This is a genomic window from Streptomyces sp. R44, assembly GCF_041053105.1.
Taxonomy (GTDB): domain Bacteria; phylum Actinomycetota; class Actinomycetes; order Streptomycetales; family Streptomycetaceae; genus Streptomyces.
On the sequence record NZ_CP163444.1, the window covers coordinates 4,013,673 to 4,038,371 of the forward strand.

The window sequence follows — 24,699 nt, forward strand, 5'->3', positions numbered from 1 at the left end:
ACGGGTTCGTTCCCGGTGGTCCCGCCGGCCCGGGCTCCCGCGGCCGGGCTCAAGCGTCGCCGCCCAGCGGGGGCGCCGGGCGGCCCGGGTAGCCGGCGGGCGGGTTGAGTCGCTGGCCGGGGAGGCCGCCCATCTCATACTTGAGCAGCTTCCGCGCCTTCTCGGGGTCGGTCTCGCCCTCTCCGTACGAGGGGCAGAGGTGGGTGATCGGGCAGGCGCCGCAGGCGGGCTTGCGGGCGTGGCAGATCCGGCGGCCGTGGAAGATCACCCGGTGCGAGAGCATCGTCCACTCGCTCTTGGGGAAGATCGTGGCGACCTCGGCCTCGATCTTCACCGGGTCGTCGGACTCGGTCCACCGCCAGCGGCGGGCGAGGCGCATGAAGTGGGTGTCGACGGTGATGCCGGGGACCCCGAAGGCGTTGCCGAGGACGACGAAGGCGGTCTTGCGGCCGACGCCGGGGAGCTTGACGAGGTCCTCGAGGCGGCCGGGGACCTCGCCGCCGAAGTCGTCCCTGAGGGCGGTGGCGAGACCCATGATCGACTTGGTCTTGGCGCGGAAGAAGCCGGTCGGCCGGATCAGCTCCTCGACCTCCTCGGGCACGGCCGCGGCGAGGTCCTCGGGCGTCGGGTACTTCGCGAAGAGGGCGGGGGTGGTCTGGTTGACCCGCAGGTCGGTGGTCTGGGCCGAGAGGACCGTGGCGACGAGCAGCTCGAAGGGGTTGCGGAAGTCGAGCTCCGGATGGGCGTACGGGTAGACCTCGGCCAGCTCGCGATTGATCCGGCGCGCCCGGCGCACCATCGCGAGCCGCGACTCGGGCTTGGCGGGCTTGGCGGACTTCACGGCAACAGTCGGCTCGGCGGGCTTTACGAGCTTCGCGGGCTTCACGGCGGCAGTCGGCTCGGCGGGCTTCGCGGGCTTCACGGCAGCAGTTGGCTCGGCGGGCTTTGCGAGCTTCGCGGACTTCGTGCTCCCGGTGGCCCCGGCAGGCTTCACAGCCTTCCCTTTTGCACCCTTTGCCCGTTTCGACACGCCGTGTTCGCCCACAGCGGAATTACCTTCGCCCGACACTCTTTCAGCCCCCTTGGCCTGCGCTCTCACCGGCGAGTTGGACACCCGGCCAGCCTAGGCGCCGCCGCCGACATCCGCCCCGGGCGTGGCCGATCGGAGCCCAATCGGGCCCCTGACGTACGGACGGGCGGCTCGGTACGTCAAACTTGTTGTGATTGATCGCACTGTTTTGTGCGTCCGGCATCATGGGACCCAGGTCCTTTGAGCAGGTCGACAGTAGGAGAGAACTCGTGGACGACGTTCTGCGGCGCGCCCCGCTCTTCGCGGCGCTCGATGACGAGCAGGCTGCCGAGCTGCGCGCCTCGATGAGTGAGGCGACGCTCGCCCGTGGCGACGCGCTCTTCCACGAGGGCGACCCCGGCGACCGCCTGTACGTGGTGACCGAGGGCAAGGTGAAGCTGCACCGCACCTCCCCCGACGGCCGCGAGAACATGCTGGCCGTCCTCGGCCCCGGTGAGCTCATCGGCGAGCTGTCCCTCTTCGACCCGGGCCCGCGCACCGCCACCGCGACCGCGCTGACCGAGGTCAAGCTGCTCGGCCTGGGCCACGGCGACCTCCAGCCCTGGCTGAACGCCCGCCCCGAGGTGGCCACCGCGCTGCTCCGCGCCGTCGCCCGCCGGCTGCGCAAGACCAACGACCAGATGTCCGACCTGGTCTTCTCCGACGTCCCGGGCCGTGTCGCCCGCGCGCTCCTCGACCTGTCGCGCCGCTTCGGCGTGCAGTCGGAGGAGGGCATCCACGTCGTCCACGACCTCACCCAGGAAGAGCTGGCCCAGCTGGTCGGCGCCTCCCGCGAGACGGTCAACAAGGCGCTCGCCGACTTCGCCCAGCGCGGCTGGCTGCGCCTGGAGGCCCGCGCCGTGATCCTGCTGGACGTGGAGCGCCTCGCGAAGCGCTCGCGCTGAGCACCACCGCACGCGTCTCCGTACGCACGGAAAGGCCGCCCCGGTCCGACGACCGGGGCGGCCTTCCGCGTCCTACGGGACGGTCAGCGCTTCGAGCCGTCCACGATCACCGGGGCGGAACCGCCGCTCCCGCAGGGCACCGCGTAGACCGGGTTCTTCGCCGCGGCCTCCTTGTAGGCGTCGATGCACTGGTTCATCAGGACCTTGTCCGTCAGCGAGTCGTTGAGGATCTTGTTGGCGCGGGCGATGCCCTCCGCCTCGATGCGGCGCCGGTCGGCCTCGGCCTTGGCGGTACGGGAGGCCTCGGTGGCCCGCTCCGTGGCCTGCTGCTGCTGGATCTTGCGGTCGATCTGGCCCTGGAGGGCGTCCGAGGGCTTCACGTTGCGCAGGTTGACCGTGGTCACGTCGATGCCGCGCGGGGCCAGGCGCTCCTTGATCAGGGCGTTGATCTCGGCGCTGATCCCCTCGCGGTCGGAGGCGTACCCCTGCTCGCTGGTGTGGCGGGCGAAGACGTTGCGGACGATCTCCCGGCTGTCCGGGTAGACCAGCCGCTGCTGGATGGCGTCCTCGCTGCCCGCGAGCTTGTACAGCTCGACGGCCTTGGCCTGGTCGACGGACCACTTCACCGTGACCTCGGCGTACATGACGCCGCCCTGCGAGGAGCGGACCTCGACCACGTCCTTGTCGGAGAGGTTCAGGTCGACCGGGCGGGTGGAGAAGGTCGTGACGTCGGTGAACGGCGACTTCATGTGCATGCCCGAGGTCATCGGCGAGCCGACCTTGCCGAAGGCGACCGGCACACCGACCTCGTACGCGCTGATCACGTACGTCATGCTCGCTATCAGCGAGAAGAGGCCGGCCAGGAGCGCGCCGACGGCACCGAACTTCAGGCCCGTGGAGCCGTTGGAGCGGCCGACGAGAAAGAGCACCACTGCGGCTATGACCAGCAGGATGGCGATGACGAACACGGGCTTCCCCCCGAGAGCTACGGCCAGATGTAAGCGGAGCGTAAGACACGGGGGGAGGCCCCGTCGGTTCCGGGTCCCTTCGGCGGACGCTCAGACCAGGCCGCGCTCCCTCAGGTACTCCAGCTGCGCCCGCACGGAGAGCTCGGCCGCCGGCCACAGCGAGCGGTCCACGTCCGCGTACACATGGGCGACGACCTCGGCCGCCGTCCGGTACCCGGCCTCGACCGCCGTCTCGACCTGGGCGAGCCGGTTCGCCCGGTGCGCCAGGTAGAACTCCACGGCCCCCTGCGCGTCCTCCAGGACCGGCCCGTGCCCCGGCAGGACCGTGTGCACCCCGTCGTCGACGGTCAGCGAGCGCAGCCGCCGCAGCGAGTCCAGGTAGTCCCCGAGCCGCCCGTCCGGATGCGCGACCATCGTCGTCCCGCGGCCCAGGATCGTGTCGCCCGTCAGCACCGCCCGGTCCGCCGGCAGGTGGAAGGAGAGCGAGTCCGAGGTGTGCCCGGGCGTCGGGACGACCCTCAGCTCCAGGCCCCCGACCGTCACCACGTCCCCCGCGCCCAGCCCCTCGTCGCCGAGGCGCAGCGCCGGATCGAGGGCCCGCACGGCCGTCCCGGTCAGCTCCGCGAAGCGGCCCGCGCCCTCCGCGTGGTCCGGGTGGCCGTGGGTCAGCAGGGTCAGCGCGACCCGCTTGCCGAGCTTCTCGGCGGTGTCGATCACATGCCGCAGATGGGCCTCGTCGAGCGGCCCCGGGTCGACGACGACGGCGAGGCCGGAGCCCGGCTCGGAGAGCAGCCAGGTGTTGGTGCCGTCGAGGGTCATCGCGGACGGGTTCGGCGCCAGGACGTTCACGGCGCGGTCGGTCGCGGGCCCGGAGACCACGAGCCCGCGCGGCTGGCCGGGCAGGGCGGCGGCGTCGCTCATCGCTCACCCCCGACAGAGATGATCTTGGTGAACTCCTCGTGCCCCGGCCAGCTCAGGACCAGCTCGTCGCCCTCCAGGCGCGCCTGCGCGAGCACCGGGGCCATGTCCTGCTCCCCCGCCGCCGCCAGCGCCTCGGCGGCCGTCCCGTACGGCTCCAGGGTGCGCAGGGTCGAGATCGTCGGCGGCATCATCGTCAGTTCGCCCCGGTCGTAGCCGGCGGCGGCGTCCGCGGGGCGGATCCACACCGTGCGGTCCGCCTCCCCGGAGACGTCCCGGGTGCGCTGGCCGGCCGGGAGGGCCGCCACGAAGAACCAGGTGTCGTACCGCCGCTGCTCGAACTCGGGGGTGATCCAGCGGGCCCACGCACCGAGCAGGTCCGAGCGCAGGACGAGCCCGCGCCGGTCCAGGAAGTCGGCGAAGGACAGCTCCCGGGCGACGAGCGCCTCCCGGTCCCGCTCCCAGTCCTCGCCGGTCGTGTCGCCGACGACGCCTTCCTCGGTCTCCCCGGCGAGCAGCACGCCCGCCTCCTCGAAGGTCTCGCGCACGGCGGCGCAGACCACGGCCTGGGCCTGTGCCGGGTCGTCGAGGCCGAGCCGGGTCGCCCACGTCTCCAGGGAGGGGCCCGCCCAGCGCACCGGCTGCTCGTCGCGCGGGTCGACTCCGCCGCCGGGGTAGGCGTACGCACCGCCCGCGAAGGCCATCGTGGTGCGGCGGCGCAGCATGTGGACGTCGGGCCCGGCGGCCCCGTCCCGCAGCAGCAGGACGGTGGCGGCGCGCCGGGGCGTCACCGGGGTGAGCTCACCGGCGGCGAGGGCGCGGATGCGCTCGGGCCACTCCGGCGGGTACCACTGGCCGTTCGACTGCTTCGCCTGCTTCGGCTGACCATTCGACATGGCCGGATGCTATGCGCAAGCATCGGAATGCACGAGAGCCGGTTTCCCCGGGCTGTGGAAAACCGGCTCTACGGGTGCCTTCGGTGTCAGGCCTCGACGAGCTCGACCTGGACCTCGACCTCGACCGGCGCGTCGAGCGGCAGCACGGCGACGCCGACGGCGCTGCGGGCGTGCACGCCCTTCTCGCCGAGGATCTCGCCGAGCAGCTCGCTGGCGCCGTTGATGACGGCGGGCTGGCCGGTGAAGTCGGCGGCGGAGGCGACGAAGCCGACGACCTTCACGACGCGCTTGATGCGGTCGAGGTCACCGGCGACCGACTTCACGGCCGCGAGGGCGTTGAGCGCGCAGGTGGCGGCGAGCTGCTTGGCCTCCTCGGGCGTGACCTCGGCGCCGACCTTGCCGGTCACCGGAAGCTTGCCGGCCACCATCGGGAGCTGGCCCGAGGTGTACACGTACACGCCGGACTGCACGGCCGGCTGGTAGGACGCGATCGGCGGCACGACCTCGGGCAGGGTCAGGCCGAGTTCGGCGATCCGCGCCTCGACGGCCCCGCTCACGACTTGGCCCGCTTCAGGTAGGCCACGAGCTGCTCGGGGTTGTTCGGCCCGGGCACGACCTGGACGAGCTCCCAGCCGTCCTCGCCCCAGGTGTCCAGAATCTGCTTGGTCGCGTGCACCAGAAGCGGCACCGTGACGTACTCCCACTTGGTCATGGGCCCGACTGTATCCGCTGCCGCGGGGCTCCTCTCCGAGGCGGCCCCCACAGGCCCCCTAGGGGGCTTCTCCGGGGCAGCCTCCTGATTGCGCGCGGCCGCCAGTGGTTAGGCTCGACTGCGTGAGCAGGCTCCAGGTCGTCAGCGGCAAGGGCGGTACCGGTAAGACGACGGTCGCCGCCGCCCTCGCCCTCGCCCTCGCGACGGAGGGGAAGCGGACCCTCCTCGTCGAGGTCGAAGGCAGACAGGGCATCGCACAGCTCTTCGAGACGGAAGCCCTTCCGTACGAGGAGCGCAAGATCGCCGTCGCGCCGGGCGGCGGCGAGGTGTACGCGCTGGCGATCGACGCCGAGCGCGCGCTCCTCGACTACCTCCAGATGTTCTACAAGCTGGGCACTGCGGGGCGGGCCCTGAAGAAGCTCGGCGCGATCGACTTCGCGACGACGATAGCGCCGGGCGTCCGGGACGTGCTGCTGACCGGCAAGGCGTGCGAGGCCGTCAGGCGGCGGGAGAAGGACGGCCGTCCCGTCTACGACCACGTGGTCATGGACGCGCCGCCCACCGGCCGCATCACCCGCTTCCTCAACGTGAACGACGAGGTGGCGGGCCTGGCCAGGATCGGCCCGATACACAACCAGGCGCAGGCCGTCATGCGGGTCCTCAAGTCCCCCGAGACGGCGGTGCATCTGGTGACCCTCCTGGAGGAGATGCCGGTCCAGGAGACCGCGGACGGCATCGCGGAGCTGAGGGCCGCCGAACTGCCGGTGGGCAGGGTCGTGGTGAACATGGTCCGGCCGCACGTCCTCGACGAGGCGGCGGTACGGGCCGCCTCCGGCGACCACCGGGACGCGATCGCGCGGACCCTGGCCTCGGCGGGCGTCACGGGCGGCACGCGCCTGGTCGAGCCGCTCCTCGACCAGGCGGCCGAGCACGCGCGGCGGGTGGAGCTGGAGCGGACGCAGCGCGCGGTCCTGGACGGCGTCGGCGTCCCCGCGTACGAACTGCCCTTCCTCGGGGACGGGGCGGACATCGCCGGGCTCTACCGGCTGGCGAAGGAACTGCGGAGGCAAGGGGTGGGCGCGTGACGGAGAAAGCAGGTGCCGAGCCGGAGGGCGGGCTGACCGACGCGACCGACGCCGGCGCGGCCGGTGCCGGAGCCGATGCCGGGGCGGGCGCCGGAGCCGGAGCCGATGCCGGGGCCGGGGCCGGGGCGGCAGCCGTTGCCGATGCCGGGGGCGACTCCGACTCCGGGCTCGACCGCGTCCCCGAGCTGGAGCTCGACCCGCTGATCGACGACCGGGGCACCCGGATCATCGTCTGCTGCGGCGCGGGCGGGGTCGGCAAGACGACCACGGCGGCGGCCCTCGGCGTGCGGGCGGCGGAGCGCGGCCGGCGGGTCGTCGTGCTCACGATCGACCCGGCGCGCCGGCTCGCCCAGTCCATGGGCATCGACTCCCTCGACAACACGCCTCGCAAGGTCGACGGGATCAAGGGGTCCGACGGCGGCGAACTGCACGCCATGATGCTGGACATGAAGCGGACCTTCGACGAGATCGTCGAGGCGCACGCGGAGCCCGAGCGGGCGCGGGCGATCCTGGAGAACCCCTTCTACCAGTCCCTGTCGGCCGGATTCGCCGGTACGCAGGAGTACATGGCGATGGAGAAGCTGGGGCAGCTCCGGGCCCGCGACGAGTGGGACCTGATCGTCGTCGACACCCCGCCGTCCCGGTCCGCGCTGGACTTCCTGGACGCGCCGAAGCGGCTCGGCTCCTTCCTCGACGGAAAGTTCATCAAGCTCCTGATGGCCCCGGCGAAGGTGGGCGGCCGGGCCGGGATGAAGTTCCTCAACGTCGGCATGTCGATGATGACGGGGACCCTGGGCAAGCTGCTCGGGGGTCAGTTCCTCAAGGACGTGCAGACGTTCGTGGCGGCGATGGACACGATGTTCGGCGGTTTCCGGACCCGCGCGGACGCCACGTACAAGCTGCTCCAGGCCCCGGGCACGGCCTTCCTCGTGGTCGCGACGCCGGAGCGGGACGCACTGCGCGAGGCCGCGTACTTCGTGGAGCGGCTGGCCGCCGAGGAGATGCCGCTCGCGGGTCTCGTCCTCAACCGTGTCCACGGCAGCGGCGCCGCCCGGCTGTCGGCAGAGCGGGCGCGGGCAGCCGCGGAAAATCTTGACGAGGGGCGCATTGTGGATCAGGGGGGCGGGAAGGCTGGACTGGGTGGCTCCCCGGCCACCGAGCCCGAACCCGAGCACGAGCCGAACGATCTCGCCACCGCCGCCGCACATCCCGTACCCGAGGCTGCCCCCACAGCCGATCCGGCACAGGAAACAGACGTACGTCTTCTCACCGCGGGACTTCTGCGCCTGCATGCCGAGCGCATGCGGGTGCTCGCGCGTGAGCAGCGCACGCGCGACCGCTTCACCGCGCTCCACCCCGAGGTGGCGGTGACCGAAGTGGCCGCCCTGCCCGGCGATGTGCACGACCTCGCCGGGCTGCGGGCCATCGGTGACCGGCTCACGGCGGGGCGGACGCCCTCGGCCTGAGCCGTCTCGCGTACGCGCGCACCCGCGTACGAGTACCCGTATCCGTACTCGTACCCGTGTCGCGTCACCCGTGTCGTACGGGTCGTCGTACGGGTCGGGCTAGCCGACCGCTGCGTACGCCTCGTACGTCGCGTCGTCGTCGATCGCCACGGGCAGCAGGCCCGCTCCCCGCTCGTACTCCGTGCGCGCGGTCTCCAGGAGCCGGCGCCACGAGGTGACGGTCGGCCTCCGGCGCAGCAGTGCACGGCGCTCGCGCTCCGTCATGCCGCCCCACACGCCGAACTCCACGCGGTTGTCGAGGGCGTCGGCGAGGCACTCGGTCCGCACCGGGCATCCGGTGCACACCGCCTTTGCCCTGTTCTGCGCCGCTCCCTGCACGAAAAGTTCATCCGGATCGGTAGTGCGGCAGGCCGCCTGCGCACTCCAGTCAGCTACCCAGCCCATACCGGCGCCGTCCTCTCCCGAATCGAGGCTCCCCCACGGCGGCAGCGGCATATTCACCGCTGCCAGTTGGGACGTTACGGAAGGCGGGCACAGCGCAACACCCCCTTCGGGCCCAATCTTGAATGGTCCGAACGGACTATGCGTGCGCGTCAGATCACCCAGGGGAGTGATCGAAGGACATGCGTGTCATAGCGGACATATCTCGCAGATATGCCCTTCTTCGGCGGGGCCACTTCGGGCACCGTGTGACGCATGAGCCGGAATCGGACACGAGCTTCCCGTGTTTCGGGGTCACGGGAATTCATACCGATGTCACGCACGGGTCTTGATGCGAGACCACACTGCTGTGACAGTTGGGAGCAGCTTAGGCCAAGGCATATACGTGTGTCCGGCGAATGAGAACGTAGACGCCTCACGTTGCTATGCCGTCAAGTCAGGCCACGTGAGTGGTGAGGTCAGACGCCTTCGTCGTCGAACAGGGCCTCTCCGATTTCGACGAGTTCATCGTCGGTCAGCTGCGGCGGGCTCCAGTTCCGGCTTCGGGCATGCTGGACGAACCGCTCGTCCAGGGTGACGTGGTAGCGCTCGACGTAGTGGGCGAGGTCCGAGTACCAGAACCACTGGCCGTCGGTGAGCAAGGACAGTCCGCCGATCAGCTCGTGCTCCGGGCTGAGGACGTCGTAAAGCCTGGTCCCGGTGACAGCAAGGACCCCTCCTTCACGCAGGTAACGCGCGAGGGACTGCTCATCCGGGTCTCCTTCGTCACGTACAGCAGCATGGAGCGAGGGCCCGTCACGTCGGCCGTGCCCGAGTTCCCGGAAATCGCCGACGAAGCGGCCTGAGATGGAGGACTGGTCGCTGCTCATGGCTCGGGAGCCTAGCCACGCGAGCCATAGCTCCCTTGCCCCTTTCCAATGGCCAGGACTATGCAGCCTGCGCTGCCTCCTCGACCCCTGTCGGGAAGGCGACTGACTCGTCGAAACGCTGTCCGTGCTGGAGGCAGTGGTAGAGCTGGCCGATCATGCGGTTGAAGAGGTTGCGCTGGGCGGCCGCGTGCCAGTCGCCCTGTTCGCGTCGGCGTCGGTAGTGGGCGTTGGCCCCGGTGGACGCCCGGAGCGCGGCGAAGGCCCAGAGGTAGCCAGCGTGGTTGAGCCGGTCGTTCTTCACCCAGCGTCTGGTGATGGCGGACTTCTTACCGGAGGCGCGTGTGATGGGTGAGGAGCCGGCGTAGGCCTTCAGGCCACGGGCGTCGGCGAAGCGGGTGCGGTCGTCGCCGATCTCGGCCAGGACGCGGGCGGCGAGCTGGATGCCGAGGCCGGGGAAGCTCAGCAGGATCTCGGCGTCCGGGTGCTGTGGGAAGGCGTCTTCCACCGCTTCGGCGAGCTGGTCGGCGGCGGTGCAGGCGGCGTCCAGTTGGATGAGGAGGGCGAGCATCTGCTTGCCGAGCGCGTCCTCGACCAGCGGCGGCTGGTGGGCCCACTCGCCTCGGAAGACCTCGCGGAGGCGTTCGGCCTCGGCCTCGATGCCGCGCTGGCGGCCGGCACGCTTGAGCGCGGCCTGGATCTGGGTGCGGGTCAGACGCGCGGCCCGCGTCGGGGTGGGGGCGGTCTTGAGCAGTTCGCGGGCCTCGGGCCGGCACAGGCCGTTGGTCCAGGTAGCGAAGGCCGCCAGGGCCGCGGGGTAGTACTCGCGCAGCAGGGACCGGAGCTGGTTGGACGGTGATCGCGCGGCCGAAGTCGCTGTCGTCGGGCAGGGGCCGGTGGGCGTGCATGGCGGTGCGGAGGATATTCGCCAGGACCAGAGCGTCGCCGGGGTCGGACTTCTTGCGCGAGACGGAGTGCCGGTCGCGGTAGCGGGCGGCGGCCATCGGGTTGATGGCGAAGACCTTGCGCTCGCCGGTCCGCAGCACCGCGACCAGCAGGCCGCGGGAGGTCACGATCGCGACCGGGATCGGGTTCTCGGCGGTGTCGCCGTACTCGGCGAGCAGTTCCAGCAGGATCTTGTAGCCGGCCGCGTCGTCGGTGACGTGCCGCTTGGCGAGCAGCTGGCCGGTGTCATCGACCAGAGCGACGTCGTGGGTTCTTCCGCCCAGTCGATTCCGCAGTAGATCAAGATTCCCTCCCCAGAGTTCGACGTTTGCGCTGGTCACGAGCGCATGCGGGCCACGCAGCGACCTAATCCCAGGCCTCTACCGCACCGCGGCAGGGCCGCCACCTCACTAGCCGTTCGTGGCACCAGCGCGCCCCACGCGCCTCGGTCTAGCCGGGAGCTCCTGGCTCGGGCATAACGAGAGGTCACCCTGCGGCGGGCTCGCACCACGAACATCAACGGCGCTTCGAAGCGGGCGGTGGCGGCCGGGTAGACGCTGAAGGGCGCCGATCTTGGCCGAGGTCTCAAGGACCCAGTCTCTCGAAGGCCATTCGCTTCAGCGCCCGCCTGGCCGCCACCACCCTGAGCCCCAGGCCCGTGCATCGATCTACGTTGAGGCCTCCGTGGGGCCCGGCTGCACCTGGATGTCACGGTCTGGTACTCGAACGCTCCGAGAAGCACCCGCTCCTGCGGATCGCTCATAACTACGGATTAGGCTGCCCCCATGCCAAAGAAGCGCTCGGGCGGTGGTCTGACCGGGACCCAGCAGGCCGCCAAGTTCCTCGGTGTCAGTGTGCTCGCGGGAGCCGTGCTGGCGGGCATCGCCCTGCCCGCGGCCGGTGCACTCGGGCTGGCCGCGAAGGGCACGGTGGAGGGGTTCGACGAGATCCCCTCCAACCTGAAGACCCCGCCGCTGAGTCAGCGCACCACGATCCTGGACGCCGAGGGCGGTCTCATCGCCACGGTGTACTCGCGGGACCGGAAGGTCGTGCCGATCGACAAGATCTCGCCGTACATGCAGAAGGCGATCGTCGCGATCGAGGACGGGCGCTTCTACGAGCACGGGGCGATCGACCTCAAGGGCGTGCTGCGCGCCATCAACCGCAACGCGCAGTCGGGCGGGGTCGCGCAGGGCGCGTCCACGCTGACCCAGCAGTACGTGAAGAACGTCTTCGTCGAGGAGGCCGGTGACGACCCCGAGAAGGTCGCGCAGGCCACCCAGCAGACCATCGGCCGCAAGGTCCGCGAGCTGAAGTTCGCGATCCAGGTCGAGGAGGAGCTGGGCAAGAAGAAGATCCTGGAGAACTACCTCAACATCACGTTCTTCGGGCAGCAGGCGTACGGCATCGAGGCCGCCTCCCAGCGGTACTTCTCCAAGCGCGCCGCCGACCTGGACCTGGGCGAGGCGGCGATGATGGCCGGTCTCGTCCAGTCGCCGAGCCGCTACGACCCGATCAACGACATCCAGGAAGCGACCAAGCGCCGCAACACGGTCCTCCAGCGGATGGCCGACGTGAAGGACATCAGCCAGGCCGAGGCGGACGCCGCCAAGGCCAAGCCGATCAAGCTGAAGGTGAAGACGCCGAAGAACGGCTGCATCACCGCCGTCAGCGGCGCCGGCTTCTTCTGCGACTACGTCCGCAAGACGATCCTCAACGACCCGACCTTCGGCAAGACGGCCGAGGAGCGGACGAAGCTGTGGAACCTGGGTGGCCTGACCATCAAGACCACGCTCGACCCGCGCGCACAGGCCGCCGCCAACGAGGCCGCCATCGCGAAGGTGAACAAGGACGACCCGGTCGCCGCCTCCGTGGTGCAGGTCCAGCCGAAGACCGGCCGCATCCTGTCGATGGGCCAGTCCCGCCCGTACGGCCTGGACCAGAAGCAGCACCAGACGACGCTGAACCTCGCCGTCGGCAGCAAGATGGGCGGCACGACGTACGGCTTCCAGGTCGGCTCGACCTTCAAGCCGATCACGGCCGCCGCGGCGCTCGAGAAGGGCATCAGCCCGGCGACGAGCTTCAACGACCCGGCGCAGATCAACATCTCCGAGAGCGACTACACCCGCTGCGACGGCAAGCCCGCGGGCTACGCGAACTGGGAGGTGAACAATGAGATGAAGTCGGAGAAGGGCGTCTTCGACATGACCAGCGCCCTCGGCAAGTCCATCAACACCTACTTCGCCAAGCTGGAGCAGATGGCCGGCCTCTGCGAGACGCTGACGATGGCCAAGAACGTCGGCTACGAGCGCGAGCTGGGCAAGCCCATCAAGCAGAGCCCCTCCGTCACCCTCGGCAGTATCGAGAGCACCCCGCTCGACATGGCGTCCGTCTACTCGACCTTCGCCAACCGCGGCATCTACTGCACCCCGATCGCCATCGAGTCGATCAAGGCCGCCAACGGCGACAAGCTGAACGTGCCGCAGACGAAGTGCACGCGCGCCATGACCGACCGGACCGCCGACACCATCAACCAGATGCTGAAGGGCGTGGTCGAGGACGGCACCGGTACGCGGGCCGGTCTCAGCGACCGTGACAACGCGGGCAAGACCGGTACGACCAACGACCGCAAGGACGCCTGGTTCGTCGGCTACACCCCGAACCTGTCCACCGCCGTCTGGGTCGGTGACGACGTCGGCGAGAAGAAGTCGATGTTCGACATCACCATCGGCGGCGAGTACTACGACAAGGTCTGCGGTGGCTGCCTCCCCGGCCCGATCTGGAAGATCGCGATGACGGGCGCCCTGGACGCCGGCCAGACCCCGAGCTTCGTCCCCGTCTCCGTGCCGCGGGCCGAGAAGCCCAAGGACCCGGAGAAGGAGGGCGACGAGGGCCCGAACAAGCCCCGCAAGCCCGGCGACGGCAAGCCCTCCGACCCGACGAACCCGATCCCCGGGATCACCTTCCCGACCGACCTGCTCGGCGGCGGAGACGGGCGCGGCAACCGCAAGCCCGGCCACTGACGTACCGATACGAGAGAGGGCGCCCCACCTGACCGGTGGGGCGCCCTTCCTCGTGTCCGGCGAGCCGATCAGCCCGCGAGCAGCTTCTTCACGGCGGCGGCGACGCGGCCGCCCTCGGCCTGGCCCGCCACCTTCGGGTTCACGATCTTCATGACGGCGCCCATGGCACGCGGCCCCTCGGCGCCCGCGGCCTTCGCCTCCTCGACGGCCGCCGCGACGATGGAGTCGAGCTCCTCGTCGCTGAGCTGCTTCGGCAGGTAGGCGTCGAGGAGGAGGCCCTCGGCCTTCTCGCGCTCGGCGGACTCGGGGCGACCGCCCTTGGCGAAGGCGTCCGCGGCCTCGCGTCGCTTCTTCGCCTCCTTCGCGATCACCTTCTGCACCTCGTCGTCGGAGAGTTCGCGCTTCGTCGTGCCCGCGACCTCCTCCTTCGTGATCGCGGTGATGGTGAGCCGCAGGGTCGAGGAGCGCAGTTCGTCGCGCTCCCGGATCGCGGCGTTGAGGTCGTCCTGGAGCTTCGCCTTGAGCGTGGTCATGGGGTCAAGTGTGGCAGGTGCGCCACCCGTACCGCCCGCGCATTTCGGCTCAGCGGGTCTGCGACGATGGGGGGATGCGCGCACGGTACGGGATCCCCCTGAAGATCACGGCAGGCCTCACGGCGACGGCTGCGGCCGGACTCGTCTACGCGGCAGGCTTCGAGGCCCGCTCCTTCCGGCTCCGCCGGGTGACCATCCCCGTCCTCCCGCCCGGCATGCGCGACCTGCGGGTCCTTCAGGTCTCCGACATCCACATGGTGAGCGGCCAGCGCAAGAAGCGCGTCTGGCTCCAGTCGCTCGCGGGCCTCCGTCCCGACTTCGTCGTCAACACCGGCGACAACCTCTCCGACACCGAGGCCGTCCCGGAGCTCCTCGACGCGCTCGGGCCGTTGATGGAGTTCCCCGGGGTGTACGTCTTCGGCTCCAACGACTACTACGGGCCCCGGATGAAGAACCCGGCCCGCTACCTCATGGAGAGGGCCCAGGGCCGGTACGGGCTCAACGGCAACAAGCCCGTCGTCGGGGCCGTGCACAACCCCTGGGAGGGGATCCGGGACGCCTTCGACGCGGCGGGCTGGGTGAACCTCACCAACACCCGCGGCAGCCTCAAGCTCCCGCAGGCCGACCTCGCCTTCACCGGCCTGGACGACCCGCACATCAAGCGGGACCGGTACGAGCGGGTCGCCGGCGGCCCCGACGCCTCGGCCGACTTCACGGTGGGCGTCGTCCACGCCCCGTACCTGCGCTCGCTCGACTCCTTCACGGCCGACGGCTACGAGCTGATCCTCGCCGGCCACACCCACGGCGGGCAGCTGTGCGTCCCCTTCTACGGGGCGCTCGTCACCAACTGCGACCTCGACACGGACCGGGTCAAGGGGCTCTCCACGCACACGGTCGCCGACCGGACCTCCTATCTGCACGTCTCGGCGGGCTGCGGCACCAACCGGTACACCCCGGTCCGCTTCGCCTGCCCGCCGGAGGCCACCCTGCTCACCCTGACGGCGCGCCGCTGAGCACTTACGGTGGGGGCATGCTCACGCCCCACACCGCGGCCGTGCCGGCCTCCGCCGTCATACCTCCCGCCCACCGCCGCCCCTGGGCGGCGGCCTTCCGGGGCCTGATCGCCCTGTGCGCGGCGACGGGGATCGTCATCGAGTGCGTCTACGGGGACGTGCTCGTCGTCCTGAGCTTCTTCACCATCTGGACCAACATCCTGGTCGCCGTCGTCCTCGGCCTGGGCGCCGTCCGCGCCTGGACCCGCCGCCCGCCGCTGCCGGCCGTGTGGACCGGCGGGGCGCTGCTCTGCATCGCGGTCGTCGGCCTCGTCTTCCACCTGGTCCTCGACAACGAGGCGAGCGAGTTCAACCAGGCCGCCGAGATCGCCCGGCTCACCGGCGCGAAGGCCGTCGCCAACCAGCTGCTGCACACCGTGACCCCGATCGGCACGGCCCTCGACTTCCTGCTGCTCACGGCGCCCGGGGCCCTCCGGTGGCGGCACGCGGCCCAGTGGCCGGCGGCGCCGGGCCTCTACTTCGCCTTCGCCCTGATCCGCGGCGAGCTGATCTCCCCCGACGCGCCGACCCGCTACACGTACCCGTTCCTCGACGTGACGGTCCACGGCTACGCCGGTGTCCTCACCAACGCCGTCGTCCTCGGCGCGGCCTTCTACGTCCTCGGTCTCGCGATCGTCGGCCTGGACCGCATCCGACCTGCGCCGCGGTCCCCCGAATACCGGATTTCGTCTGAGCGCGCGCGTGGGCTAAAGTAATCGATGTCGCCGCGACGTGAAGAACAAAGCAGCGACATCGGGGTGTAGCGCAGCTTGGCAGCGCGCTTCGTTCGGGACGAAGAGGTCGTGGGTTCAAATCCCGCCACCCCGACAGCCGCAAGACCCTCAGGGGCCTGATCCGCGAAAGCGGGTCGGGCCCCTGAGGCGTTTCCGGGGACCTACGGAAGCCTCCCGGGGATCTACGGAAGCTCCCTGGGACCTTCAGAAGCCCCCCGGGGGCTTTCGGTGCGTGCGTCGGGGCCACCTCCTCGGCCGTGGGCGGCGGGAGGTGGCCCCGAGACGTGGGGGGAACGGCGCCGGTTCAGGCCGCCGGGGTGGGGGCGGTGTCGGTGTCACCGGCCGGGGCGGGGACCTTCCCGGTGTCGTCGGCCGGGGTGTCGTCCGACTCGGGGACGGCCTGCGTGCTCAGGCTGCGGGCGTCCTTGCTCAGCGCCATCGTGATGCCGACCAGGAGCATCGGCAGGGCGGCCATGAGGAAGCCCCAGCGGACGCCGACCGTGACCAGCAGGCCCATGAGGGCGAAGGAGACCGGCTCCAGGACGACCCTCGGGAGGCTCATGATGCTGTTGATCCGGCCGAGGAAGTCGGCCGGCGTCCGGGTCTGGATGTACGTCGGCAGCGCCACGTCGCTGGAGTAGGCGACGCCGACGCCGAGCACCGCGAGGAGGGTGGCCGCCGCCCACGGGGTGGGCAGGAAGCCCAGGGTCGCGAAGGCCAGGCCCTCGCACAGGGTCATGCCGATGATCAGCAGGCCCCAGCGGCGGGGCAGACCGGTGACCGCCGCGGCGATCGTGCCGGCGAGCTGGCCGAGACCCCAGGAGGAGATGAGCAGACCCAGCGTGAGCGCGCTCTCCGAGAAGCTCTTCGAGAGGGCGGGGAGGCCGACCGAGAACAGACCGCTGTAGCTGAGCGCGGCCGCCGAGATGAGCAGCAGGATGGAGCGCACCTCGCGGCTCCGGCGGGCGTAGCGCAGGCCCGAGACGATCTCCGAGCGGATCTGCGCGATCGACGGCGACGCCGCCTCCGGGTCCGCGGGCCGGGCCGGGACCGCGCGCAGGCTCAGTGCCGCCAGGAAGAAGGTCGCGGCGTTGAAGAAGATCGCCGTGGTGGCACCCGCCGACGCGACCAGGGCGCCGCCGAGGACCGGGCCGAGCAGCCGGGCGCCCTGCTCGTTGAAGCCGGTCAGCGCGTTGGCGCGGGCCAGGTCCTCCTTCTCCACGAGGGAGGGCACGATGCTGTCGCTGGCGGGCCAGAAGAACGCCTCCGCGGTGCCCATCACGACGGCGATCGCGTAGAACTGCCAGGTCTGCACGCCGTCGAAGACACTCGCCAGGCCGAGGGCCACCACGGCGGTGCCCCGCGACAGATGGGTCGCCAGCATGACGGTGCGGGGGGACAGGCGGTCGGTCATCGCCCCGCCGATCAGCATCAGGACGCCCCGCGGGATGGCCTGGGCCAGTACGACGCCCGCCAGCGTCGCCGCCGAGCCGGTCTCCTGGAGCACCAGCCAGATGAAGGCGACCTCGAAGCTCAGGTCGCCGAGGATGGAGATGCCCTCGCCCGCCCAGACCAATCGGAATCGCCGGGAACGCAGCGGCTGCCGCAGCTGATCCAGCATCACTTGCCTTTCTTTCGCGGCACGCCCGGCGCACCGTCGGTGTGGGGGGCCGGCCGGTGCGGCCGGCCCCTGTTCGTCGTCAGACCCCGGTCCGGTAGCCCGCGACGAAGGTGCGTGCCACCCGGTCCACGAGGTGACGCAGACCGGTGTGGTCGGGCGCGTGGCCGTGCACGAGCCCGAGCATCTGGTTGCCGATCCGCCAGTCGACCGCCTGGCCCGGCCGGGCGAGGACGTCGACGGCGGTGATCCCGTCGAGGGCTCTCACCTCGTCCACGCCGTCGAGGGCCGTCAGTTCGCGTGCCTCGACGGGCGGGAGGAGCACCCATTCGAAGGTGACCCCGGAGAAGTCGAAGGAGGGCGCGGCGGGCCGTCGGCCGAGTGCGAGGTCGAGCGCGAAACGCACCAGGCTGTCCTGCGAGGCCCTGGGGAGGAGATCCACCACGTGTCCGCCGACGCGGCCGTTGACCTCGATGATCCGGGGGCCGGACGGGGTCAGTTTCACTTCGGTGTGGGTCACCGAGTCCCGGATGCCGAGCGCCCGCACGGCGGCCGCGGCCAGCTCCTTCACCTCGTCCGCCAGCGCCGGGGGCAGCGTGGAGGGGAGGAAGAAGCCGGTCTCGCGGAACGGCTCGGCCAGCGGCAGCTTGCCCGACACACAGGAGGCCAGCACCTCCCCCCGGTACACCAGGCCCTCCACGGACACGTAGTCGCCCCACCCTTCGCCGGCGGCCGAGGGGTCCCCGACGAGGCACTCCTCGACGACGAACACCCGGTCCTGGCCGACGTCGCCCGACATCACGGCGGGCAGTTCGCGGGCGGCCTGCTCGGCCGAGTCCAGCCGGACGGTGTTCCGGCTGCCGGCGCCCGTCCGGGGCTTGACCACGACCGGGTAGCCCAGCTCCGCGGCCGCCTCCAGCACCCGCTCGGGGGAGTCTGCCAGCCGGCATCCGGTGGCGTCCACGCCCGCGGCGGCCAGCGCCGCGCGCTGTGCCAGCTTGTCGGTGAGCAGCCTCGTGGTCTCGGCGCCGTGGTACGGGAGGCCGAGCCGTTCCGCGAGTTCCGAGGTCAGGCCGAGGCAGTACTCGCTGAAGGTCACGATGGCCTCGGGCGCTTCCGCGCGCACCGCGGCGGCGGCCTCGTCCGGGCCGAGGCCGGTGATGTCGCAGACCGTGGCGCGCCGGCGCAGTCCGCGGAGCAGCGGTGCGACGCCCGGCTTGGCCGTGTCGCACACGAAGAACACCTCGCACAGGCCCTTGGCGTCGGCCAGGACCGTGCCCGGTCCGACCGAGCCGTCGGCGTACACGACGGCGACGCGGGGCAGCGGCTGTTCCGTCATCGGGCCACTTCCACCTCGGACAGCGACCACTGGGGCCGGCCCGGGACGGGGATCGTGTCCGTGTCCGAGAACCTCAGCCCGGCGGCCGACAGCAGCACGGTCAGCTCCGAGCGGCTGCGCAGCTTGCCGCCGAAGTGGACGAGGGCGTGCAGGTCGCCGATCGGGGCGAAGGAGCCGGCCGTGACGCGCTCCGGCATGTCGGCGTCGACGATGAGCAGCCGGGCCTCCGGGGTCATCGCGGCGGCGCAGTGGCGCAGGATCCGCAGGGCGTCCTCGTCGTTCCAGTTGGGCAGCACCCGGACCAGGAGGTAGCGGTCCGCGCCCGGGACGATGCCGTCGAGGAAGGATCCGGTCGTCGTGCGGGCCCGGCCCTCCAGGGCGGGGTCGTCGAGCCGCCGGCGGGCCTCCTCGATCACGTGCGGGATCTCCTGGAGGGTGCCCTCCAGGTGCGGGCGGGCGAGGAGGAGCTCGGCGAGGGTGGTGCCGTTGCCGCCGCCGATGTCCGCGACCGAGCCGGCCGTGGTGAAGTCGTACGCCTCGGCCAGCGCGTCGCCGAGGCCGTCGACGGCGATGATGGTGTTGTAGTGGGCCGCCAGTTCGGGGTGGGAGTCGAGGAAGCCGTAGAAGTCGGTCCCGTGGCGGTCCTGGAAGCCGCTGCCGTCCGTACGGAGGAGGTCGTGCAGCGAGTCGAACGAGGGGGCGCTCACCGCGCCGAAGTAGATGGCGGCGCTGTGCAGCGAGTCCTCCGCGTCGCTGCGCAGGGGCTCGGCGAGCGGGGTCGTCCCGAACGTGCCGTCGGGGTGGCTCTCCAGCAGGCCGACCGCGACGAGCGCCCGGAGGATCTGGAGCAGCCGGTCGGGCCGGGTCCCGGTCCGTTCGGCCAGCGGGCCGAGCGCGACGGGCCCCTCCGCGAGGAGATCGGCCAGGCCCAGCCGGGCGGCGGTGGTCACGAGGGCGGTGGCCCGGTAGCCACCGATCATCTCCAGGAGCCCGGAGCGGGCTTCGCCGGCGTCCATGTGTGCGTTCCTCTCTGTGCGTCGGTTCCCGGCACCGGTCTCGGTTCGGGTGTGCGGGGGGTCAGGACCGGGCGGTGCGGAGCGATTTGGGGGTCATGTCCGTCCACTCGTCCTCGATCCGCAGCAGGCAGTTCTCGCGGCTGGCCGCGGCGCCGCTGGTGCGCCAGCCGAGCGGGACCTCGTGGTGGGTGGGCCAGATCGAGTACTGCTCCTCGTCGTTGACGACGACGTGGAAGAGGTCCTGGAAGGGATTCATCGGGTGGCTCCTTCGTCGAGGGTGAGGGCGGGCAGCTCGTACCGGTCCACGGCGGCCTGGTAGAGCTCGCGCAGCAGGGGGTCGCGGACCCTGCCGCGCTCGTAGTGGGAGCGGAAGGTGGTGTCGTACTTCTCGAACCAGTCCCGGCGGCCGGTCAGGAAGAGCACGTCGTGCGGGGCCATCCGGCGCATCGCGAGAAGGCCGATCGGGGCCACCGAGACCCGGAAGCCGGTGTTGCGCACGGCCCGTTCGTCGCAGTTCGGGTGGAACTGGCCGATCATCAGGCCGGCCTCCACGGCGAGGTTCTTCAGCGACTCGTAGGCGTCGTCGAGGCGCTGCCAGCCGTCCGGGCCGGTGTGCGGCATGACGACGAGCCGGCATTCCAGCGAGGCGCCGGACTTGGGCTGCGGTTCCATCGTCAGGGCGAAGTCGACGAGTTCCTCGGTGAGCGCCTCGGTGATGCCCGTCGTGGTGGAGCCGTCGACGTCGTAGCGGAAGTGGAACTGCACGGCCTGGTCGTTGAGGGCCGGCGGGACGAACGGGCAGACCGGGCCGGTCCTGCCGAGCTGTTCGTGCGAGCCGCCCACGTAGTCGCGCAGCCAGGCGTCGACGACGGCGAGGTCCGCGGCGAAGACGTGGCCGGCGGGCTCGGTGCGGATGTGGAGGCGGCGGCGCTCGGCCGGCACTCTGCGGGTGGCCGTGGCGGGGGCGGTCGTCGTGCTCACGCGGCGGCCTCCGTGCCGAGCAGGTCCTCGACGAGACCGGCCAGCTCTCCGTACGACTCCAGGGCGTAGACCTCGGCGAAGTCCAGCTCCACTCCGATTCCGGTGCGGACGTCCTCGACCAGGCGCATCAGGTCGAGCGAGCTGCCGCCGTCGGCGAAGAAGTCGGAGTCGGGTCCGGGCACGATCCCGGTGTGCCGCTGCCAGAGCTCCGCCAGCGCGGGAAGGGGCGTGGTGAGGGCGGGCTCCGGTGCGGTCGCGAGCCCGGCGGGGACCTGCGGCTCGGGAGAGGTCTGCGGATCGGGCGAGGTCTGCGGCCCGTCCGAGGTCCGCTGCTCGGGGCGGGCGGTCGGCTCCGCCAGTCGGCGCAGGGCCTCGCGGTCCACCTTTCCCGTCGGGCCCAGCGGGAGGGCGTCGACGGCGAGGATCCGCTCCGCCACCAGATGGCGCGGTACGCGCAGGCAGGCCCGCTCGCGCAGGGCCGCGGTGTCGAGCCCGGCCGGCGTGACGAAGGCGAGCAGGGTCGCGCCTTCCCCGGTCCGCTCGGCCAGCACGGCCACGTCGGCGACCTCCGGGTCGGCGGCCAGCACGGCCTGCGCCTCGGCGAGGTCCACCCGGAAGCCGCGGACCTTCACCTCGTCGTCCGTCCGGCCCAGGAACTCCAGGGCGCCGCTGGGCAGCAGCCGGGCGCGGTCGCCCGTGCGGTACATGCGGGCGCCGGGGGTCGCGGCGAAGGGGTCGGGCAGGAAGCGCTCGGCGGTGGCGGCCGGGCGGTCGAGGTAGCCGCGGGCCAGCCGGTCGCCGCCGACGAACAGCTCGCCGGACGAGTCGCCCGTCACGGCGTCCAGCCGCTCGTCCAGGACGTAGCAGAGGGTTCCGGGGTAGGCGTACCCGATCGGCAGCGTCGCGGACTCCGCGCGGTCGCGTCCGGTGACCGGGCCCAGCGTGCTGAAGGTGGTGTTCTCGGTGGGCCCGTAGCCGTTGAGGAGCGTCGTCCCGGGGTGGGCGGCGGCGAAGGCGTCGGCCACGTCGGGGAGGACGACGTCTCCGCCGACGGTCAGCCGGCGCAGGGTGCCGAGCGCCTCCGGGTGATGGCGTGCCATCAGATGGAAGACCGCGGCGGTCAGCCAGGCCGTGGTGACCTCGGGGCGGGCGAGCTGCGCGGCGAGCTCGTGCAGCGCGAGCCGGGCCCGCGGTACGGCGACCACCCGGGCGCCGGCGAGGAGGGCGTTCCAGATCTCGAAGGTGGAGGCGTCGAAGGCCAGGGTGGAGTGCAGCAGGGTGCCGTCCTCCGGGCCGAGCCGCAGGGGCCCGGCACCGAGGGCGAGGCCGGTGACGCCGCGGTGGGTCACGCCCACCGGCTTGGGCTCACCGGTGGTCCCCGAGGTGAACATCACGTAGGCGAGGTCGTCGGGGCCGGCCGCCGGAGCGGGCAGTCGGCCGTGGCCCTCGCCGCGGCCCTCGCCTTGGCCCTCGCCGCGGCCCTCGCCGCGGCCGAGCTCGTCGACGGCGCGGGTGGTGAGACCCGGTACCGCCGGGGTCCGCTCGTCGGCGCTCAGCTGGAGCACCGCGCCGGAGAGCCGTGCCATCAGCGCGGTGCGCTCGGCGGGGAAGGACGGGTCCACCGGTACGTAGTGGGCGCCGGCGAACAGGACGGCCAGCATGCCCAGTACGGCGGACCGGCCGCCGTGGCCGGTGAGCAGCACGGCGTCGCCGGGCCGCACACCGAGCGCGCCGAGCTCCGCGGCCGCGGCACGGGCGCGGGTCAGCAGCTCGCCGTAGGTGTACGCGCCGTCCCCGTCCACGATCGCGGTGTGGTCCGGCTGCCGTTCCGCGACGGCGGCGAACGCGTCCTCGACGCGTCGGCCGGTCGGGCTGGTCATCGGGTGTGCTCCTGTCCGTGGGCGGTGAAGACGGCCTGGGGGTTCGGGTCGGGGGCGAGGGCGATGTGGGGGCGGAGCGTGGTCACGGGCTCCGGGTCGAGGAGCCCGAACAGGCCGTGCCGGAGCACGGTGGCGGCGACCAACTGCGCTTCCAGGAGCGAGTACTGGCGACCCAGGCACTGGTGGGGGCCCGCACCGAAGGGCAGGTACTGCTGGGCCGGCGGACGGTCGCCGAGGAAGCGCTCCGGACGGAACTCCTCGGGGGCCTCCCAGAGTTCGGGATCGTGGTGCATGACGTAGGTGGCGGCGAGCACCACGTCGCCCGGGACCAGCTCGATCCCGGCGGCCTCCAGCGGCTCCTCGATGGTGCGGACCAGGGCCCAGGCCGGCGGGGTGAGCCGCAGCGACTCCTCGACCACGGCCCGCAGATAGGGCAGCGACCCGTTCGGGGCCGAGGGCAGCGCGGCCAGCGCGTCGAGGTCCTCGGCGCGGACCTCCGCCAGGCTCCGGCTCAGCGCCTCCGGGGAGTGCGCCAGATTGTGGAAGATCCAGGTCAGCAGGGTGCCCATGGTCTCGACGCCCGCCACGAAGACCGAGAGCAGCTCCTCGCGGAGCACCTGGTGGGGGTCCTCGCCGGCGGCGGCCTCCTCGCCGAGGGCGGCGACGATCTCGGCCAGCACGCCGGGCTCGGAGGCGGGGCAGCCGAACTGTCCGGCCCGCCCGGCGATGAAGGTCTCCAGCACCTCGCGGCGCTTGAGGAAGGCCTCGTAGTCGCCCTCGTCGACGGTGTCCGGGAGGAACAGCCGGTGGTCCAGGTACTCCACGGCCTCCTGGAGGGCCTCGGTGAGCTCCAGGAGTTCGGGTCCGTCGAGCGCCGGGTCGACCGAGCGCAGGATCACCTGGACGCTGAGCCGCTGCATGGTCGTCGCGAGGTCCATCAGCTGCCCGGTGCCGCCCAGCAGCTCGCGCCGGACGAAGTCCTCGGCGGCGCGCAGGACGACGCCGTGGCCGGCGGCGACCGCGCGGGGCGTGAACATCGGGCGGAGCAGGTTCCGGCGGCGGCGCCACCGGTCACCGGTGGCGGCCACGAACAGGCCGCTGCCGACCAGCTGGCGCAGCAGCTCCCGGTGGGTGCGCAGGCCGTGCACCAGGGCGGCATTGGCCAGCGCGGGCTCGGTGGTGATGAGGATGCGCTGTTCGCCCTTGCCCTCGCCCTCGTCGTACGGGATGACGCAGACCGTTCCTTCGGCGCGTATCCGGGTCAGGGTGCCGAGCGGGTCGCTGCGCATCCCCTGGTTGAACCCGTCGAGGTCGACGGGGCTGTCGGTGACGGTCGCCATCTCAGCCACGCTCCCCTGCGGTGGTCTCGGCGGCGTCCCCGGCCGCCGGGATGATCTGCTGGGCGTACTCGCTCATGACCCAGCCCTCCTCGGTCCGCACCGAGGTCCGCTGGCGCTCCTTGAAGCCGCCGTCGTTCTCCTGGTGCCAGGCGAACGGCGGGCGGAGCAGCCGGCGCTCGACCGGCGTCCAGTCGTCGGAGTCGACGTCCTCGGGCACGGGGGCCGGCGAGGTGTGCTGGACCATCCCGGCGGTGTAGCGGCAGAAGACCACGCGCCGCTCGAAGTCGGCCTCCCAGGGCCAGCTGCCGTGGGTCGCGGTGTCCGCGAAGAGCACCACGGAACCGGCCTTCACCGGCACCCGGCTGACGAAGTCGCCGGTCTTCTCCCAGGCGGCGTACTCGTCGGGCATCGGGAAGTGCGACTTGTGGCTGCCCGGCACGACGGCGAAGCCGCCCTGGTCGGCGAGGGCGTCGGTGAGGCAGAAGGCCACGATCAGGTGGCCGGCGTAGATCTGGCCGTCGCGGACCTGGTAGCTCAGCGGCGGGTACTCCCAGGGGGTGTTGCCGTTGTGCAGGACGAGCGCGCCGGCGCCCTTGCGGGAGAAGAGGACCTGGCCCTCGTCGTAGCGCAGGTCGGCGCCGAGGAGCTCCTCCAGGTACGGCAGCACCTTGGGGTGCGCGAGCAGGTCGCGGACCGGGCGGTCCGTCGTGTGGAGGGGACCGGCGTTGGCGATGAAGGGGTTGTACTGCTTGAGCAGCCCGAAGTCGTGCTTGTTCTCGCCCTCCCAGAGGCCGTGGCCGTCCAGGGCGGAGTTCAGCGCGGCGAGCTCGTCGGCGTCCAGCACGCCCTCCAGGACGAGGTAGCCGTTCAGGTCGAAGCGGTACTTCTCTTCCTCGTTCATGTCTTCTCCTC

23 protein-coding genes, 1 tRNA gene and 1 pseudogene are annotated in these 24,699 nt (G+C 71.6%); 7 read left to right on the forward strand and 18 right to left on the reverse strand.

Annotated elements, in window-relative coordinates:
• Positions 1-49 precede the first annotated feature (49 nt).
• Positions 50-1,114, reverse strand: coding sequence for an endonuclease III (gene nth, locus AB5J54_RS18480; protein WP_369145015.1), 1,065 nt, complete (start codon positions 1,112-1,114; stop codon positions 50-52).
• Between the two features lie 185 nt (positions 1,115-1,299).
• Between nth and AB5J54_RS18485 the strand changes: the two genes are divergently transcribed.
• Positions 1,300-1,974, forward strand: a complete 675-nt coding sequence (locus AB5J54_RS18485; protein ID WP_015034542.1) for a Crp/Fnr family transcriptional regulator — start codon at positions 1,300-1,302, stop codon at positions 1,972-1,974.
• An 83-nt stretch (positions 1,975-2,057) separates the two neighbouring features.
• On the opposite strand, the gene AB5J54_RS18490 is transcribed toward AB5J54_RS18485, so the two are convergent.
• The 5 genes from AB5J54_RS18490 to AB5J54_RS18510 form a co-directional block, all read right to left on the reverse strand.
• Positions 2,058-2,942 (reverse strand): prohibitin family protein, encoded by an 885-nt coding sequence (locus tag AB5J54_RS18490; RefSeq protein WP_369145016.1) that lies wholly within the window; start codon positions 2,940-2,942, stop codon positions 2,058-2,060.
• Between the two features lie 90 nt (positions 2,943-3,032).
• Positions 3,033-3,863 carry an MBL fold metallo-hydrolase gene (locus AB5J54_RS18495; RefSeq protein ID WP_369145017.1) on the reverse strand — a complete coding sequence of 277 codons (831 nt, stop codon included), beginning with the start codon at positions 3,861-3,863 and terminating at the stop codon, positions 3,033-3,035.
• The gene (locus AB5J54_RS18500; protein WP_369145018.1) at positions 3,860-4,756 is read right to left on the reverse strand and encodes an NUDIX hydrolase; all 897 of its coding nucleotides are present in this window, start codon (positions 4,754-4,756) and stop codon (positions 3,860-3,862) included. The genes AB5J54_RS18495 and AB5J54_RS18500 overlap by 4 nt, the downstream gene beginning before the upstream one ends.
• Before the next feature lie 86 nt (positions 4,757-4,842).
• On the reverse strand, positions 4,843-5,313 hold the full coding sequence (locus tag AB5J54_RS18505) for a RidA family protein (protein WP_369145019.1): 471 nt from the start codon (positions 5,311-5,313) through the stop codon (positions 4,843-4,845).
• Positions 5,310-5,468: a DUF4177 domain-containing protein gene (locus AB5J54_RS18510; RefSeq protein WP_015034547.1), complete on the reverse strand. Its 159-nt coding sequence runs from the start codon at positions 5,466-5,468 to the stop codon at positions 5,310-5,312. Before AB5J54_RS18510 ends, AB5J54_RS18505 begins: the two co-directional genes overlap by 4 nt.
• Before the next feature lie 122 nt (positions 5,469-5,590).
• On the opposite strand from AB5J54_RS18510, the gene AB5J54_RS18515 reads away from it, so the two are divergent.
• On the forward strand, positions 5,591-6,553 hold the full coding sequence (locus AB5J54_RS18515; RefSeq protein WP_369145020.1) for an ArsA family ATPase: 963 nt from the start codon (positions 5,591-5,593) through the stop codon (positions 6,551-6,553).
• Positions 6,554-6,738: 185 nt separating this feature from the next.
• The gene (locus tag AB5J54_RS18520) at positions 6,739-8,019 is read left to right on the forward strand and encodes an ArsA family ATPase (RefSeq protein ID WP_369149386.1); all 1,281 of its coding nucleotides are present in this window, start codon (positions 6,739-6,741) and stop codon (positions 8,017-8,019) included.
• Between the two features lie 99 nt (positions 8,020-8,118).
• Here AB5J54_RS18520 and AB5J54_RS18525 read toward each other — a convergent pair whose 3' ends face one another.
• From AB5J54_RS18525 to AB5J54_RS18535, 3 genes and pseudogenes are all read right to left on the reverse strand, one after another.
• Positions 8,119-8,463 carry a WhiB family transcriptional regulator gene (locus tag AB5J54_RS18525; protein ID WP_181924596.1) on the reverse strand — a complete coding sequence of 115 codons (345 nt, stop codon included), beginning with the start codon at positions 8,461-8,463 and terminating at the stop codon, positions 8,119-8,121.
• Between the two features lie 455 nt (positions 8,464-8,918).
• Positions 8,919-9,329 (reverse strand): hypothetical protein, encoded by a 411-nt coding sequence (locus AB5J54_RS18530; protein ID WP_369145021.1) that lies wholly within the window; start codon positions 9,327-9,329, stop codon positions 8,919-8,921.
• 58 nt (positions 9,330-9,387) lie between these two features.
• Positions 9,388-10,575: pseudogene (locus AB5J54_RS18535) on the reverse strand (IS110 family transposase).
• Positions 10,576-11,056: 481 nt separating this feature from the next.
• Here AB5J54_RS18535 and AB5J54_RS18540 point away from each other — a divergent pair.
• Positions 11,057-13,294, forward strand: a complete 2,238-nt coding sequence (locus AB5J54_RS18540) for a transglycosylase domain-containing protein (protein WP_369145022.1) — start codon at positions 11,057-11,059, stop codon at positions 13,292-13,294.
• A gap of 68 nt (positions 13,295-13,362) precedes the next feature.
• On the opposite strand, the gene AB5J54_RS18545 is transcribed toward AB5J54_RS18540, so the two are convergent.
• Positions 13,363-13,827, reverse strand: a complete 465-nt coding sequence (locus tag AB5J54_RS18545; RefSeq protein WP_369145023.1) for a GatB/YqeY domain-containing protein — start codon at positions 13,825-13,827, stop codon at positions 13,363-13,365.
• Between the two features lie 74 nt (positions 13,828-13,901).
• On the opposite strand from AB5J54_RS18545, the gene AB5J54_RS18550 reads away from it, so the two are divergent.
• From AB5J54_RS18550 to AB5J54_RS18560, 3 genes are all read left to right on the forward strand, one after another.
• Entirely contained in the window at positions 13,902-14,840 is a 939-nt protein-coding gene (locus AB5J54_RS18550; protein ID WP_369145024.1) for a metallophosphoesterase, read from the forward strand.
• Between the two features lie 17 nt (positions 14,841-14,857).
• The gene (locus AB5J54_RS18555) at positions 14,858-15,595 is read left to right on the forward strand and encodes a Pr6Pr family membrane protein (protein WP_369145025.1); all 738 of its coding nucleotides are present in this window, start codon (positions 14,858-14,860) and stop codon (positions 15,593-15,595) included.
• Positions 15,596-15,633: 38 nt separating this feature from the next.
• Positions 15,634-15,707, forward strand: a tRNA-Pro gene (locus AB5J54_RS18560).
• A gap of 210 nt (positions 15,708-15,917) precedes the next feature.
• On the opposite strand, the gene AB5J54_RS18565 is transcribed toward AB5J54_RS18560, so the two are convergent.
• From AB5J54_RS18565 to AB5J54_RS18600, 8 genes are all read right to left on the reverse strand, one after another.
• Positions 15,918-17,234: an MFS transporter gene (locus tag AB5J54_RS18565; RefSeq protein WP_369145026.1), complete on the reverse strand. Its 1,317-nt coding sequence runs from the start codon at positions 17,232-17,234 to the stop codon at positions 15,918-15,920.
• 79 nt (positions 17,235-17,313) lie between these two features.
• Positions 17,314-18,570, reverse strand: a complete 1,257-nt coding sequence (locus AB5J54_RS18570) for an ATP-grasp domain-containing protein (protein WP_369145027.1) — start codon at positions 18,568-18,570, stop codon at positions 17,314-17,316.
• Positions 18,567-19,586, reverse strand: coding sequence for a methyltransferase (locus AB5J54_RS18575; protein ID WP_369145028.1), 1,020 nt, complete (start codon positions 19,584-19,586; stop codon positions 18,567-18,569). The genes AB5J54_RS18570 and AB5J54_RS18575 overlap by 4 nt, the downstream gene beginning before the upstream one ends.
• Positions 19,587-19,647: 61 nt before the next feature.
• On the reverse strand, positions 19,648-19,842 hold the full coding sequence (locus AB5J54_RS18580) for an MbtH family protein (RefSeq protein ID WP_369145029.1): 195 nt from the start codon (positions 19,840-19,842) through the stop codon (positions 19,648-19,650).
• Positions 19,839-20,567: a DUF6875 domain-containing protein gene (locus AB5J54_RS18585; protein WP_369145030.1), complete on the reverse strand. Its 729-nt coding sequence runs from the start codon at positions 20,565-20,567 to the stop codon at positions 19,839-19,841. The genes AB5J54_RS18580 and AB5J54_RS18585 overlap by 4 nt, the downstream gene beginning before the upstream one ends.
• Positions 20,564-22,447 carry an amino acid adenylation domain-containing protein gene (locus AB5J54_RS18590; RefSeq protein WP_369145031.1) on the reverse strand — a complete coding sequence of 628 codons (1,884 nt, stop codon included), beginning with the start codon at positions 22,445-22,447 and terminating at the stop codon, positions 20,564-20,566. Before AB5J54_RS18590 ends, AB5J54_RS18585 begins: the two co-directional genes overlap by 4 nt.
• The gene (locus AB5J54_RS18595; RefSeq protein ID WP_369145032.1) at positions 22,444-23,787 is read right to left on the reverse strand and encodes a cytochrome P450; all 1,344 of its coding nucleotides are present in this window, start codon (positions 23,785-23,787) and stop codon (positions 22,444-22,446) included. The genes AB5J54_RS18590 and AB5J54_RS18595 overlap by 4 nt, the downstream gene beginning before the upstream one ends.
• Position 23,788: 1 nt before the next feature.
• The gene (locus tag AB5J54_RS18600) at positions 23,789-24,688 is read right to left on the reverse strand and encodes a phytanoyl-CoA dioxygenase family protein (RefSeq protein ID WP_369145033.1); all 900 of its coding nucleotides are present in this window, start codon (positions 24,686-24,688) and stop codon (positions 23,789-23,791) included.
• Positions 24,689-24,699 lie beyond the last annotated feature (11 nt).

What these genes read in the sequence shown, in the direction of transcription:
- AB5J54_RS18600 (WP_369145033.1), bottom strand. Translation starts at nt 24,688, where the DNA reads ATGAACGAGGAAGAGAAGTACCGCTTCGACCTGAACGGCTACCTCGTC.
- AB5J54_RS18510 (WP_015034547.1), bottom strand. Translation starts at nt 5,468, where the DNA reads ATGACCAAGTGGGAGTACGTCACGGTGCCGCTTCTGGTGCACGCGACC.
- AB5J54_RS18575 (WP_369145028.1), bottom strand. Translation starts at nt 19,586, where the DNA reads ATGGACGCCGGCGAAGCCCGCTCCGGGCTCCTGGAGATGATCGGTGGC.
- AB5J54_RS18545 (WP_369145023.1), bottom strand. Translation starts at nt 13,827, where the DNA reads ATGACCACGCTCAAGGCGAAGCTCCAGGACGACCTCAACGCCGCGATC.
- AB5J54_RS18595 (WP_369145032.1), bottom strand. Translation starts at nt 23,787, where the DNA reads ATGGCGACCGTCACCGACAGCCCCGTCGACCTCGACGGGTTCAACCAG.
- AB5J54_RS18540 (WP_369145022.1), top strand. Translation starts at nt 11,057, where the DNA reads ATGCCAAAGAAGCGCTCGGGCGGTGGTCTGACCGGGACCCAGCAGGCC.
- AB5J54_RS18590 (WP_369145031.1), bottom strand. Translation starts at nt 22,447, where the DNA reads ATGACCAGCCCGACCGGCCGACGCGTCGAGGACGCGTTCGCCGCCGTC.
- AB5J54_RS18565 (WP_369145026.1), bottom strand. Translation starts at nt 17,234, where the DNA reads ATGCTGGATCAGCTGCGGCAGCCGCTGCGTTCCCGGCGATTCCGATTG.
- AB5J54_RS18530 (WP_369145021.1), bottom strand. Translation starts at nt 9,329, where the DNA reads ATGAGCAGCGACCAGTCCTCCATCTCAGGCCGCTTCGTCGGCGATTTC.
- AB5J54_RS18555 (WP_369145025.1), top strand. Translation starts at nt 14,858, where the DNA reads ATGCTCACGCCCCACACCGCGGCCGTGCCGGCCTCCGCCGTCATACCT.
- AB5J54_RS18525 (WP_181924596.1), bottom strand. Translation starts at nt 8,463, where the DNA reads ATGGGCTGGGTAGCTGACTGGAGTGCGCAGGCGGCCTGCCGCACTACC.
- AB5J54_RS18500 (WP_369145018.1), bottom strand. Translation starts at nt 4,756, where the DNA reads ATGTCGAATGGTCAGCCGAAGCAGGCGAAGCAGTCGAACGGCCAGTGG.
- AB5J54_RS18580 (WP_369145029.1), bottom strand. Translation starts at nt 19,842, where the DNA reads ATGAATCCCTTCCAGGACCTCTTCCACGTCGTCGTCAACGACGAGGAG.
- AB5J54_RS18550 (WP_369145024.1), top strand. Translation starts at nt 13,902, where the DNA reads ATGCGCGCACGGTACGGGATCCCCCTGAAGATCACGGCAGGCCTCACG.
- AB5J54_RS18570 (WP_369145027.1), bottom strand. Translation starts at nt 18,570, where the DNA reads ATGACGGAACAGCCGCTGCCCCGCGTCGCCGTCGTGTACGCCGACGGC.
- AB5J54_RS18495 (WP_369145017.1), bottom strand. Translation starts at nt 3,863, where the DNA reads ATGAGCGACGCCGCCGCCCTGCCCGGCCAGCCGCGCGGGCTCGTGGTC.